Consider the following 13,083-nt stretch of genomic DNA (forward strand, 5'->3'; position numbering starts at 1 on the left):
CCGACTCCATGTAGTCGGGGTTCATCGTCTTGTAGTCGTTGTCGAAGTCGACCCAGCGCGCCTGCCGGGTGACGTACTCGCGCCACTCGCCGGTGTACTTCATCACCGACGCCCGGCACGCCTCGTTGAACTTCTCGATGCCGAGCTCGAGGATCTCGTCGGTGGTCTTGATGCCGTTGAGGCGCATCGCTTCCAGCTCGGCGGGCAGGCCGTTGGCGAACGGCGGGCCGTCGTAGAAGACGAACTCGTTGGCGCCGTTCTCACCGGGGTCGCGCTGGTCGATGCTCGCCTGGAAGGTCCCGTCCTGCTTCCAGAACTCGAGGATCCGCTCCTCGATCTCCGGGAACTTCGGGCTCGACGGGACAGCGCCGTCGCCGACCTTGGGGTACGTCACGGTTTCTCCTGGGCTCGTCGTCTCGTCTGCCACGAGGACGACTCCCCCGACTTCCGGGGACCCGCGGTACCACCTCGCTTGCGGCCTCGTGGGTCGAGCTGGTCGAGACCACCGCTTCGTTCAGGGCTGTCACGGGCCCACCCGTCCGGTTCTACTGGGCACCCGGTCCTGCAGGGTGCTGTTCTTCCGGAGGCTCGCCGCTGATGACGGCTCGAACGCCTGTGGGCAGATCGTACGGCGCGCGCCGGGGCGGGTGCGAATCCGATTCAGCGCGTCGGCCGGAGCCGGACCTCACGCGTCCCGGGGAAGGCGAACGCGATGTCACCCACCGCCCAGGCGCGGATCGTCAACCTTCGGGGACGCTCGCCTCGCAGCCGCACCTCGAGGGGCACCCATGCCGCACCGCCGTCGCGCAGGGTGACGGCTTCGGTGTGCGTGCGCGCCCGGACGCCGTCCCCTCGGCCCGTGATCCGGACTCCGACGGCGTCGGCACCCCGGTGACGCACCCGCACCCACACGGTCGACCATCGTCCGGGTCGCACGGCGGTGCCCACGACGCGCTCGATCCTCGACCGGGAGCCCGGGTCGACGATGACCGTCCCCGACTCGTCCTCGTCGAGCTGGTCGAGCACCGCGCCGTCCATGCCGACCAGGGCCACCGAGCCGCACCGCAGCCCCAGGTCCTCTCGCCCCTCCATCGAGGCGGCGATCCGGATCGTCGCGCCGTCGCGGGTGGCGAAGCCCGTCGGCTCGAGCGTCGGCACCACGAGCTCCCAGTCGGTCCGGCAGGCGCCGTCGACCGGCGTACCGATCCGCAGGTGCAGGTCGGCGGCGGTCTCGGCGCCCGGCACGCCGCCGAGCTGGACGACCGCACGCAGCGCGCTGCCGCCCGAGGTGGTGCCCAGGGTGGCGTCCGCCGCCGACAACGTCTGCGCGGGCTCCGTCGTCGCGGGCAGGCCGGCGGGACGCCGGTCGAAGTCGAGCGTCGCGTCGGCGTCGGCCGGTGCTGGCACCAGGAGCAGGACGCCGATCAGCAGGAGCACGGCAGCGACGAGAGGGCTGCGTCCGTGCATACCGCCACGCTAACCCGGATTCCGGGTTGCGGGGGCCGATCGCGGACTGGTCGAGTGGGGCCATGAGCGATGAGATGTGCCGCGGTGAGGACCAGGTGCTGCGCGAGTACCTCGACCACTACCGCACCGAGCTCGAGCGGATCTGCACCGGCCTCGACGCCGAGCAGCTCGCCCGGCGCTCCGTGCCGCCGTCGACGATGTCGCTGCTCGGGCTGCTGCGGCACCTGGCACACGTCGAGCACTCCTGGTGGCGCCGGGTGATGGACCGCGACCTGTCGCTGCCGCGGATGTGGGGCAAGGACGAGCACCCCGACGCGGACTTCGACGGTGCGGTCGCCGACGACGCCGTGGTCGCCGAGGCGTGGGAGGCCTGGCGGCGCGAGGCGGCGTACGGGCGGGAGTTCCAGGCGAGCCACCCCGCCGACCACCTGGGACAGCACGCCGACGGCGACATCGAGATGCGCGAGGTCGTCGTGCACCTGATCGAGGAGTACGCCCGCCACTGCGGCCACGCCGACCTCCTGCGCGAGTGCATCGACGGGCACCGCGCCTCGTGAGCGGCGCCGTGGACGGTCGCACCGGCGAGTGACCGCGTCGTCCTAGGGTGTACGCCGTGACCGCGACACCCGAGAAGGCCACCCAGAAGGCATGGGGCTTCGGCCTCGCCACCATCGACGCCCAGGGCACCGTGCTCGACGTGTGGTTCCCCTCCCCCGCGCTGGGCGAGATGCCCGCCGACGCGGTGACGCCGCCGGAGCTGAGCGCGCTGCAGGGCAGCGACAAGGACCGTGGCGTGACCCGGGACGTGCTGCTCGTGGAGGTCCCCGACCTGCAGGCGCCGCCCGCCACGACCGAGGACGTGTGGCTGCGGCTGCACCTGCTGTCGACGAGGCTCGTCGTACCCCACGCGGTCAACCTCGACGGCATCTTCGGGCTGCTGACCAACGTCGTGTGGACCAACGCCGGGCCCTGCCCGGTCGCCGACTTCGAGATGACGCGGGCACGGCTGCGCGCCAACGGGCGCCACGTGACGGTGTTCGGCGTCGACAAGTTCCCGCGGATGGTCGACTACGTCCTGCCGACGGGCGTCCGCATCGCCGACGCCGACCGGGTGCGCCTGGGCGCCCACCTGGCCGAGGGCACCACGGTCATGCACGAGGGCTTCGTCAACTACAACGCCGGCACGCTGGGCGCGAGCATGGTCGAGGGCCGCATCTCGGCGGGCGTCGTCGTGGGCGACGGCTCCGACGTGGGCGGTGGCGCGTCGATCATGGGCACGCTGTCCGGGGGCGGCAAGGAGGTCGTCTCGATCGGACGCAACTGCCTGCTCGGCGCCAACGCCGGCCTCGGCATCTCGCTCGGCGACGACTGCGTCGTCGAGGCCGGCTGCTACGTCACCGCCGGCACCAAGGTCACCGTGATCGACACCGTCGACGGGGTGGGCCCCACGGTGGTCAAGGCACGCGAGCTCTCGGGGGCCAGCAACGTGCTGTTCCGCCGCAACTCCGTGACGGGCGCGATCGAGGCCGTGCCGTGGAAGAGCGGGCGCATCTCGCTCAACGCGGCGCTGCACGCCAACTGATTTCACCCGCCCCGGACACTGGGTGCATGCGGGGCGGCATGGGGGCGGCATGAGAGCACGCACAGGCGTGGCGTTGGTGGGGCTCGCGGCGGTGGGCGTCGCGGCCGCGGTCGGCTACGGCGTGATCAACCACGTGGCCCCGCTGCTGCAGTCCGACGAGTGCACCGCGACGGTCGACGGACGCACCGTCAGCCTGACCGTGGAGCAGGCCGAGAACGCGGCGCTGATCACCGCGGTGTCGGTCGGCCGCGGCATGCCCGCGCGGGCCGCGACGATCGCCCTGGCGACGGCGTACCAGGAGTCCAAGCTCTACAACGTCGAGTCCGGCGACCGCGACTCGCTCGGGCTGTTCCAGCAGCGCCCGTCGATGGGCTGGGGCAGCGAGGACCAGGTGCTGGACCCGTTCTACGCCACGAACGCCTTCTACGACGCCCTGGAGAAGATCGGCGACTACGAGTCGATGCGGGTGACGGTCGCGGCCCAGGAGGTGCAGCGCTCCGGCTTCCCCGAGGCCTACGCCGACCACGAGGCCGACGCGCGGGTGCTCGCCTCCGCGCTGACCGGCAACTCCCCCCACGCGTTCAGCTGCCGCATCGGCGACGCGCCCGACGAGGCGTCCGACACGCTGAAGGGCTCCGGGCTGACGCGCCGGGCCGACGTCGTACGACGCGAGGTCGGCGAGATGTTCGGCAACCCGCCGCTCGGCGGCTTCGAGCCCGGCGGCGTCTCGACCGGCCACATGGCGGGCTCGGCGCACTACGACGGGCGGGCCGTGGACATCTTCGTGCGGCCGGTCAACGCCGAGAACAAGGTGCGCGGCTGGGCGATCGCGCAGTACCTCGTGGCGATGGCCGACCGGCTCGCGATCCAGCACGTCATCTTCGACGACCGCATCTGGACCTCCGGGTCGTCCTCCGACGAGGGCTGGCGTGACTACGACCCGCCGGAGCGGTCCGGCGACCGGGCGATCCTCGAGCACCGCGACCACGTGCACGTCGACGTCTTCGACTGACGCCCGCCTAGGGTGACTGCATGTCCGCCTCTCGGGTCCTCGTCGTCGGCACGCTCCTCCTCGGCGGGGCGGTGGTCGGCGTGCCGGCCGCGGCCAGCAGCGGGCCGTGCGCCCAGCCCACCGTCCGCGGCACCGACCGCGACGACCGGCTGAGCGGCACCGAGGGGCCCGACGTGATCGACGGCGGGGGCGGCAACGACGTCATCCGGGGTCTCGGCGGTGACGACGTCCTGTGCGGCGGGGGCGGGCAGGACCGGCTGGTGGGCGGTCCCGGTGACGACCACCTGATCGGCGGCATCGACGCCAAGGAGGCCGAGGACACCGACTACTACCTCTACTTCGGCGACGAGCTCGACGGTGGGCCTGGCGACGACCTCCTCGACGGCGGCCGGGACGCCCGCCACGAGGGCTCCGTCGACCGGATCACCTACGCCGATGCTCCCGGTCCGCTCATCGTTGACCTCGCGGCGGGCACCGTCACCGGCGACGGCACCGACACCGTGGTCGGCGGCATCGGCGCCGTCGTGGGCGGCCCCTTCGACGACGTCATGACCGGCAGCGAAGGCCCCGACGTGCTCTACGGCGGACCCGGCTCGGACCGCATCTCCGGTGGCCGCGGCGACGACGACCTCAACGCCGGGGGCCGGTTCGAGGAGGAGCCGGAGACCGCGCCCAACACGATCCTCGGCGGCCCCGGCGGCGACCGGATCTTCGGCGGCGAGGGGGACGATCTGGCCCGCGGTGGGTCCGGCGACGACTTCCTCCAGATGGAGGGAGGCGCCGACCGCTCCTACGGTGGCGCCGGTGACGACGGCATCAACGACGAGGGCGTCGCCCCCGGCGGCGGCCAGGTGCTCGACGGCGGCCCCGGCACCGACTACCTCGCGGGGCTGGGGCTGGTGGACCGGCAGGGCCGCTGGCGTGGCCGGACGACCGGCCGCTTCGACATGGCCGCAGGAACGGTCGTCGCGCGCGTCGGCTCGCTGACCTGGTCGCTCACCGTCAGCAGCTTCGAGGACGTCAACACCCCGCGCGGCGAGCTCTGGACGGTGCTCGGCACCGACGGCCCCGACCAGATCATGGCCGGGTTCTTCGGCGACCCGGTGCGCATCTACGGCCGCGGCGGCAACGACCGCATCTACGGCTCCGACCAGGACGACGTCCTCAACGGCGGCCCCGGCTTCGACCGGGGCACCGGCTGGGGCGGCCACGACCGGATCCGTTCGATCGAGCGGATCCTCGGCGGCCGCTGACCTATCGTGGGCTCGGTGACATCTCGGATCCGCACCACGCTCACAGCGGCCCTGACGGTGGTCGGACTCGCGGCGGGGCTCAGGGGCGCCGCTCCTCTCGCCATCGCCTCCGAGCCGGTGAGCGAGGTGCACCTCGACGACCCGACGGGCGACGTCTACGCCTGGCCGGGCCAGCCGCCCACCGGTGGGCGGTCGGTCGACCTGGTGGCCACCGACATCCGGCGACTGGAACAGCGCCTGGTCCTCCGCTTCACCTACGACGACCTGAGCCGCAACGGCATGCGGGACTGGGGCGTGACGTTCGAGATCCCGCGGAAGCACGACCATCTCTATGTGACGTGGACCGCCGGCGTCGACGATCAGGGCACCTGGTCGGAGTACGGCTGGATCTCACGGGTCGACTCGGCCGACGAGTTCCCGGTCCGTTGTCCGGCGCTGCGCGGAGTCGCCGACTACGGCGCGGACACGCTGACGGTCCGGCTTCCCCAGGCCTGCTTCCCCGAGCGGGGCATCGTCATCGAGAAACTCCAGGCCATGGGGCGGCGGCTCGACCAGGGCACCGAGCCGGTCGACTCGCCCTTCGGTGACCTCGACGACCCGTCCGGGACGCGCACGCCGCGACTGATGGCGCCGGCGTCGTGATCAGCGCTGTGGTCCGGCTCGGGGCCGCCGCAGCACTCGCGCTCGCGCTGGTCGCCGGCTCCGCGGCCGGCGTCCCCGCCGAGGCGGCCGGACCGTGCGACCACCCGACGATCCAGGGCACCATCAAGGGCGAGACGCTGCGCGGCACCGAGGGACCCGACGTCATCGCCGGCAGCGGTGGCAACGACCTGCTGATCGGGCTGGGCGGCGACGACGTGCTGTGCGGTCAGGGCGGGCGGGACCGCCTGCTCGGGGGCGCCGGGAACGACCTCCTCGACGGCGGTCGCGACGGCCGGGTCTCCGACGACCCCGGTCACTACATGTACAGCGGCGACGAGCTCGAGGGCGGGCCCGGCGACGACGTCCTCGACGGTGGCGAGGACGGGCGACCCCACGGGCCGGTCGACGTGGTGCTCTTCGAGCACGCCACCGCTCCCCTGGTCGTCGACCTCGGTGCCGGCACCGCGACCGGCGAGGGCACCGACACCATCGTCGGTGCGGTCGGGACCGTGCTCGGCGGGCCGTTCGACGACCGGATCACCGGCACCGACGGTCCCGATCGGCTGTACGGCGGGGGCGGCAGCGACCGGGTCGCCGGTGGCGGAGGCGAGGACGTGCTGGTCGCCGGCGTCCGCTCAGGAGATCCCGACACCGACACCAACGAGCTGGTCGGGGGCGCCGGTGGCGACCTCGTGCTCGGCGGCAACGGCGACGACCTTCTGCGCGGCGGCGCCGGCGACGACCTCCTGGAGGGAGGTGGCGGGGTCGACCGGTCCCACGGCGGCACCGGGTCCGACGCGTTCCACGACGACATGACAGCGACCGACGGCCACCTGCTCGTCGGCGGCCCCGGCCGCGACCGACTCAGCAGCCTGTGGCTCGTCGACGACGAGGGCCGGCAGCAGAAGGCGGTCACCGGACGGATCGACATGACCGCCGAGACCCTGGTCGCCCGCCTCGGGCCATTCACGTGGTCGGCCCGGCTCACCGGCATCGAGAGCGTCGAGGCTCCGCGGGGTGAGCTCTGGACGTTGCTCGGGACCGACGGCCCCGACGGGATCTCGGCGAGCGACTACCGGGATCCGGTCCGCATCTACGCCCGCGGCGGCAACGACGTCGTGTACGGCTCCAGGGGTGACGACGTCATCAACGGAGGGCCCGGCCGCGACTCCGGCAACGGCTGGGAAGGACACGACCGGATCATCTCGGTCGAGCAGATCATCGAGGGCTGACCTGTGGATGAGCGCCGACGCTCTCCTCGGAGTCTCGCCAGACTGACGGCGTGGACGTCACCGAGGTGCTGCGCGAGCTGGGCGGGGTCGCCACCCGCGCCGTCCTCGTCGCGGCCACCTCGCGTCTTGATGTCGACCGGGCGCTGGAGTCGGGGGCGATCGTGGTCCCCGCGCGAGGGCGCTATGCACTCCCAGCGGCCGACGAGGCCGTCGCAGCCGCCCATGCGCGCTCGGGCGTGCTGAGCCTGACGAGCGCGGCGCTCCATCACGGGTGGGCCGTCAAGACGGTCCCCGAGCAGCCGCACATCGCCGTGTCTCGGGGCCGCAAGGCACCGCGGGGTGGCTGGGGCCCGGTGCAGGTCCACTACGCCGACATCGACCCTGCCGATCTCGCCGGCATCGCCACCGGCAAGGTGCTGACACTGCTGCAGTGCCTGCGCTCGCTCCCCTACGACGAAGCCTTGGCGGTCGCCGACTCGGCCCTGCGCGCCGACGACGTCTCCGCGCTGCGCCAGGCAGCCGCGCTCGCGCGTGGTCGCGGAGCGGCGCGGGTGCGCGCAGTGGCGCGCGATGCACGCGCGGAGGCAGCGAACCCGTTCGAGTCCTGCCTGCGAGCCATCGCCAACCAGGTGCCCGGCCTGGAGGTGGTCCCCCAGGTCCTCATCAGGAGCGTGACGCCCTGGTGTCGTCCCGACCTGGTCGACGGCCGGCTCCGCATGATCCTCGAGGCCGACTCCTTCGCCTGGCACGGCGACCGGCAGGCCCTGGCACGGGACGCCAAGCGCTACAACCTGCTGGTCGCCGACGGCTGGCTGGTGCTGCGGTTCACCTGGGAGGACGTCATGTTCGACCCCGACTACGTGCGATCGGTGCTCGAGGCTGTCGTGGCCCGCATAGCCGGACGACCGATTGTCTCCGACTCGCGCAGCGGCGCCGCCTGAGGGGCAGCCGCCCGGCGACTTATGGCAGTTCGGCTACGCCAGCCGGGCGACGGCCGCGTCGACCCGCTCGTCGGTGGCGGTGAACGCCACCCGCACGTGGCGGGACCCGGCGCGGCCGTAGAACGCGCCGGGAGCGACGAGGATGCCCCGGTCGGCGAGCCAGGCGACGGTGTCCCAGCAGTCCTCGTCGCGGCTGGCCCACAGGTAGAGCGAGGCCTCGGAGTGGTCGATGGTGAAGCCCGCACCCACCAGCGCGTCGCGCAGCTTGGCCCGGCGGGCGGCGTAGCGGTCGTGCTGCTCCAGCGCGTGGGCGTCGTCGTCGAGCGCGGCCTTCATCGCGACCTGCTGGGGCCCGGGCAGCATGAGCCCGAGGTTCTTGCGCACGGCGAGCAGCTCTGCGATCACGGACGGGTCGCCGGCCACGAAGCCGCAGCGGTAGCCCGCGAGGTTGGAGCGCTTGGACAGCGAGTGCACGGCGAGGATGCCCTCGGCGGAGCCGCGCGAGACCGAGGGGTGCAGCACGGAGACCGGCTGGTCGGTCCAGGAGCACTCGAGGTAGCACTCGTCGGAGACCAGCAGCGTCCCGCGCTCGCGGCACCAGTCGACGACCTTGCGCAGGTGCTCGGGCGGGAGCACGCGGCCGGTCGGGTTCGACGGCGAGTTGAGCCACAGCAGCGCCGGCGTCCGCGGTCCGAGCGAGGTCAGCGAGTCGGTGGCGATCGCCTCCGCACCGGCCAGCGCCGCCCCGACCTCGTAGGTCGGGTAGGCCAGCTCGGGATAGACGATCAGGTCACCCGGGCCGAGGCCCAGGTGCACCGGCATCGAGGCGATCAGCTCCTTGGTGCCGATCACCGGTAGGACGGTGTCGAGGCTGTCCAGGACCGTCACGCCGTGCCGGCGTGCCAGCCAGTCGAGGCAGGACTCGCGCAGGTCGGCCCGGCCGACGGTCGTCGGGTAGCCAGGTGAGTCTGCCGCTGCGCGCAGCGCCTCCTGGACGACCGTCGGCGTGGGGTCGACCGGGGTCCCGACGGAGAGGTCCACGATCCCGTCGGGGTGCGCGCGGGCGCGCTCGCCGTACGGGACCAGGTGGTCCCAGGGGAAGTCGGGGAGCCGCTCGGAGACCCGGCTCCGCACGCGGGAGCTCAGTGGTCCTGGTTCTGCGGAGGCAGCTCGGCGATCATCGGGTGGTCGTGGTCGATCTCACCCATCTTGGCCGCGCCACCGGGCGAGCCGAGGTCGTCGAAGAAGTGGACGTTGGCGTCGTAGTAGCCCTTCCACTGCTCCGGCGTGTCGTCCTCGTAGAAGATCGCCTCGACCGGGCAGACCGGCTCGCACGCACCGCAGTCGACGCACTCGTCGGGGTGGATGTAGAGCATCCGCTTGCCCTCGTAGATGCAGTCGACAGGACACTCGTCGACACAGGCCCGGTCCTTGACGTCGACGCACGGCTGGGAGATGACGTAGGTCACCGGTTCCTCCTGTAGGGCGTAGCGGGCGTGCTGCTCGCCACAGCCTAGTATCCAGACCGTGGCTGACGCGGCAGACCCTCAGTATGTGGGCGGGCACGCTGTCGGTTCCCACATGCTGGGCCCGCATGTCGTGGGGCAGCGCGTGGTCGTACGCCGGGTCCTGCGCGAGCAGGTCGGCCCCACGGGCGGGCCGGCGTTCTCCGACGTGCTCGGGACGTGCGTGTCGTGGGGCGACGGACTCTGTGTCGTGCAGCGCGACTCGCCCGGGGAGAGCGATGCGGTCCACATCGCGATCGCCGACATCGTCTCCGGCAAGACGGTGCCGCCGCGGTCCTCGCCTCGGCTGCGGATCGAGCCGCAGGACGCGCAGCTCCGCGCGCTGGCGCTGTTTCCCGACCTCCAGACGCAGCCGGTCGGCGACTGGCTGCTGCGTCACTCCCCCACCTCGACCGCACGGCGCGCCAACTCGGTGCTGGCGATGGGACCGACCGGGGTCGACGACGCCTACGAGCAGGTCGTGGCGTTCTACGCCGGCACCACCGGCCGGCCGATCGCTGCGGTGCTGCCCGACTCGGCCGAGGACGAGCTGTTCCGCAGCCGCGGGTGGGGGCTGGAGAGCAACGACGCCGACACGCTGTTCCAGGTGAGCGGGGTGAGCCAGGCCCTGCGCGCGCTGCGGGGGTCTCGACGGGCTCGACCAGCGGACCCGACGTACGACGAGCAGGGCGACCTGGTGACGGTCCGGATCGGGGACCGGGCGAGCGGGGTGGCGGCCTACGACCGCGACTGGGTGGGGTTCCGGAGCATCGAGGTGGCGCCGGAGCACCGCCGTCAGGGGCTCGGGCTCGCGGTGATGGCGGCGCTGCTGGAGTGGGGCGCCGAGCGCGGCGCGACCACGGCGTACCTGCAGGTGCTCGGCGACAACGCGCCGGCGATCGCGCTCTACGAGGGGCTGGGGTTCACCACCCACCACGCCTACCGCTATCTCGCGCCGGCGCCCGTCCCGGCCGACTGAGCGCCGAGGAGCCGCTCGCTGCGCGCGGTGACCCAGGGCCACGCGACCCGCATGAACGCGAGCAGCAGGGTGCCGGCGAGGATCATGCCGCCGACGTTGGCGCCGAGCTGGGTCAACGACCCGGTGATCTCGCTCGGCTCGCCGACCGCGATGCCGAGGGCGAGGTTGCCGGCCGCGGGCACGGTGGTGACGCTGATGAAGACGCCGACCATCGTGGCGGTCTTCTCGATGGCCAGCGCGAGCGCGCCGGCGGCGCCGGCGAGCAGCGCGACGACGAACGACCAGAGGTCAGGGTGCCAGATGAAGCCGGTGTTGGGGCGCGGCCGCGTGACGTCGGAGGCCATGATCGCCCCGGTCCAGCGGGCCAGCAGTGCGAGCAGCGTGACCACGACGATGGCGAACAGGAACGACAGCAGGATCAGCCGCAGGCTCCGCCCGACCAGGCCCCAGCGGCCGAGCACGATGCCGGCGCAGGCCGCGGCGATCGCGCTGAACTCCGGGCCGACGACCATCGCGCCGACCACGAGCACGGCGGAGTCGGTGATCACCGCGATCGAGGCCAGCGCGACCGCGATCACCAGGAAGATCAGGTAGGAGACCGTCGGCACGGCGCCCGACTCCGCCTGCGCCTCCACCGCCTCCCAGATCACCGCGTCGTCGGGATGTCCCGGAGCGGCGGCCTCGAGCCGGCGGGCCGCCTCGAACGGCGCCCCCGTCGGCGTGGTGATCACGATGCCACCGGACTGGTCGAGCCCGAGCTCGTCGAGGTGGTGCAGCAGCGAGCCGGTCTGCTCGCGGGCGACGTCGCACTCGATCAGGTCACCCGCCGGCTGCAGGCAGGCGCCCGCACTCACGGTGACGTTGGTGGTGCACTCGTGCTCGAGGAGCAGGGAGCGGACCGGGTCCGAGAGCTGCTCGGGCACGGTCAGACGCAGGTGGACCAGCACGGCCAGAGCGTACGGCGGCAAAGGGTTCGCGCGGTCGCGGCGTGCCGACCTACCCTGGACGTGGATCGGTGAGGCGTGACGACCCTCGTGACAGCCGGGCCCGCGCGGACGGCGTACCGACGAGAGGCCGAGGGTTCTCTTCGGCGAAGGTGTGGTGGCACCGCGATCTGGCCCCCGCCCACACCTCCAGGGCTTTCCGCCGACTGGAGGTATCAATGCAAACCGCACCACCGCGCACACTCTGCTCAGACCTGCCCACCGTCACGCCCGGCCAGACGGTCCGGCTCCAGGGCTGGGTGCACCGCCGCCGCGAGCTCTCGGCCCTGACGTTCCTGGTGGTGCGCGACCGCAGCGGCCTGGCCCAGGTCGTCGTCCGCGACGGCTCGCCCGTGCCGCCCGAGGAGACGACGATCGAGGTCAGCGGGGTCGCGACCGCGAACGCCCAGGCGCCCGGCGGCATCGAGGTCACCGAGCCCGTGATCACCGCGCTGACCGAGCCGGCGGCGACCCCGCCGGCCGAGCTGTGGCGACCGAGCCTCGACGTCTCGCTGCCGACGCTGCTCGACCACGCGCCGGTGATGTGGCGCCACCCGGCGCAGCGGGCCCGGTGGGAGCTGGCCGCGGCGTCGGTCCGCGGCTTCCGTGCCACGCTGGACGCGGCCGGCTTCACCGAGATCCAGACGCCGAAGTTCGTGGCGTCGGCGACCGAGTCGGGCGCGAACGTGTTCGAGGTCGACTACTTCGGGCGCCCGGCGTACCTCGCGCAGAGCCCGCAGTTCTACAAGCAGCAGCTGGTCGGGGTCTTCGAACGGGTCTACGAGGTCGGACCGGTGTTCCGCGCCGAGCCGCACGACACCGTGCGCCACCTGGCGGAGTACGTCTCGCTGGACGTCGAGCTCGGCTTCGTCCGCGACCACCGCGACGTGCTGGCGGTGCTGCGCGAGGTGCTGGCCGGGATGGTGGCCGCAGTGCACGAGCACGCGGGTGCGGCCGTCGAGCGCACCGGCGCGCAGGTGCCGGTGGTGCCCGAGGAGATCCCGGTGATCCACTTCCGCGACGCGCTCGCGCTGGTCGGCGCACCGGAGGACGAGCCCGACCTCGCGCCCGAGCACGAGCGGGCGGTCGGGGCGTGGGCGCTGGCCGAGCACGGCAGCGACTTCGTGGCCGTCGAGGGCTACCCGATGGCGAAGCGGCCGTTCTACACCCACCCCTGGCCGGGCGACGAGACGTGGTCCAACAGCTTCGACCTGCTGTTCCGCGGGCTCGAGCTCGTCACCGGCGGGCAGCGCCTGCACCGGCCCTCGGCGTACGACGCCGCGATCCGCGCGCGGGGCGAGGACCCGGCGGCGTACGCGACGTACCTGCAGGCCTTCGAGCACGGGATGCCGCCGCACGGCGGGTTCGCGATCGGGCTCGAGCGGTGGACGGCGCGGCTGACGGGGGCGGCGAACATCCGGGAGGTCACGCTGTTCCCGCGCGACCTCACCCGGCTGACGCCCTGAGCCGGTCCGTCAGCAGGTCGG

Annotated in this window: 14 protein-coding genes; 9 read left to right on the forward strand and 5 right to left on the reverse strand. The window is 72.9% G+C overall.

Annotated elements, in window-relative coordinates:
- The coding region (locus Q0L15_RS02490; RefSeq protein ID WP_296602001.1) for a class I tRNA ligase family protein at window positions 1-394 on the reverse strand (394 nt) is incomplete at its 3' end.
- 266 nt (window positions 395-660) lie between these two features.
- The gene (locus Q0L15_RS02495; protein WP_296602002.1) at window positions 661-1,467 is read right to left on the reverse strand and encodes a hypothetical protein; all 807 of its coding nucleotides are present in this window, start codon (window positions 1,465-1,467) and stop codon (window positions 661-663) included.
- A 62-nt stretch (window positions 1,468-1,529) separates the two neighbouring features.
- Between Q0L15_RS02495 and Q0L15_RS02500 the strand changes: the two genes are divergently transcribed.
- From Q0L15_RS02500 to Q0L15_RS02530, 7 genes are read left to right on the forward strand one after another with little or no spacing between them, the layout of a single operon-like run.
- The gene (locus tag Q0L15_RS02500) at window positions 1,530-2,024 is read left to right on the forward strand and encodes a DinB family protein (RefSeq protein ID WP_296602003.1); all 495 of its coding nucleotides are present in this window, start codon (window positions 1,530-1,532) and stop codon (window positions 2,022-2,024) included.
- 56 nt (window positions 2,025-2,080) lie between these two features.
- Window positions 2,081-3,049 carry a 2,3,4,5-tetrahydropyridine-2,6-dicarboxylate N-succinyltransferase gene (dapD, locus tag Q0L15_RS02505; protein WP_296602004.1) on the forward strand — a complete coding sequence of 323 codons (969 nt, stop codon included), beginning with the start codon at window positions 2,081-2,083 and terminating at the stop codon, window positions 3,047-3,049.
- Window positions 3,050-3,098: 49 nt separating this feature from the next.
- Window positions 3,099-4,061 carry a hypothetical protein gene (locus Q0L15_RS02510; protein ID WP_296602005.1) on the forward strand — a complete coding sequence of 321 codons (963 nt, stop codon included), beginning with the start codon at window positions 3,099-3,101 and terminating at the stop codon, window positions 4,059-4,061.
- 20 nt (window positions 4,062-4,081) lie between these two features.
- Window positions 4,082-5,314 (forward strand): calcium-binding protein, encoded by a 1,233-nt coding sequence (locus tag Q0L15_RS02515; protein ID WP_296602007.1) that lies wholly within the window; start codon window positions 4,082-4,084, stop codon window positions 5,312-5,314.
- 15 nt (window positions 5,315-5,329) lie between these two features.
- The gene (locus tag Q0L15_RS02520) at window positions 5,330-5,956 is read left to right on the forward strand and encodes a hypothetical protein (RefSeq protein ID WP_296602009.1); all 627 of its coding nucleotides are present in this window, start codon (window positions 5,330-5,332) and stop codon (window positions 5,954-5,956) included.
- Entirely contained in the window at window positions 5,953-7,188 is a 1,236-nt protein-coding gene (locus tag Q0L15_RS02525) for a hypothetical protein (protein ID WP_296602010.1), read from the forward strand. Before Q0L15_RS02520 ends, Q0L15_RS02525 begins: the two co-directional genes overlap by 4 nt.
- 50 nt (window positions 7,189-7,238) lie before the next feature.
- Entirely contained in the window at window positions 7,239-8,129 is an 891-nt protein-coding gene (locus Q0L15_RS02530) for a DUF559 domain-containing protein (protein ID WP_296602011.1), read from the forward strand.
- A 33-nt stretch (window positions 8,130-8,162) separates the two neighbouring features.
- Here Q0L15_RS02530 and dapC read toward each other — a convergent pair whose 3' ends face one another.
- Together dapC and fdxA are read right to left on the reverse strand one after the other, a co-directional pair.
- Complete coding sequence (gene dapC, locus Q0L15_RS02535) at window positions 8,163-9,263, reverse strand: succinyldiaminopimelate transaminase (protein ID WP_296602012.1); 1,101 nt, start codon at window positions 9,261-9,263, stop codon at window positions 8,163-8,165.
- Between the two features lie 8 nt (window positions 9,264-9,271).
- Window positions 9,272-9,598, reverse strand: coding sequence for a ferredoxin (gene fdxA, locus Q0L15_RS02540; protein WP_296602013.1), 327 nt, complete (start codon window positions 9,596-9,598; stop codon window positions 9,272-9,274).
- Window positions 9,599-9,710: 112 nt separating this feature from the next.
- Here fdxA and Q0L15_RS02545 point away from each other — a divergent pair, with 112 nt between their 5' ends.
- On the forward strand, window positions 9,711-10,613 hold the full coding sequence (locus Q0L15_RS02545) for a GNAT family N-acetyltransferase (protein WP_296602014.1): 903 nt from the start codon (window positions 9,711-9,713) through the stop codon (window positions 10,611-10,613).
- Here Q0L15_RS02545 and Q0L15_RS02550 read toward each other — a convergent pair.
- The gene (locus Q0L15_RS02550; RefSeq protein ID WP_296602016.1) at window positions 10,580-11,560 is read right to left on the reverse strand and encodes a DUF389 domain-containing protein; all 981 of its coding nucleotides are present in this window, start codon (window positions 11,558-11,560) and stop codon (window positions 10,580-10,582) included. The genes Q0L15_RS02545 and Q0L15_RS02550 overlap by 34 nt on opposite strands.
- A 215-nt stretch (window positions 11,561-11,775) precedes the next feature.
- Here Q0L15_RS02550 and aspS point away from each other — a divergent pair, with 215 nt between their 5' ends.
- Window positions 11,776-13,062, forward strand: coding sequence for an aspartate--tRNA(Asn) ligase (aspS, locus tag Q0L15_RS02555; RefSeq protein WP_296602018.1), 1,287 nt, complete (start codon window positions 11,776-11,778; stop codon window positions 13,060-13,062).
- The last annotated feature ends 21 nt before the right edge of the window (window positions 13,063-13,083 follow it).

The organism is Nocardioides sp., assembly GCF_024509035.1.
In the GTDB taxonomy this organism is placed as follows: Bacteria; Actinomycetota; Actinomycetes; order Propionibacteriales; family Nocardioidaceae; genus Nocardioides.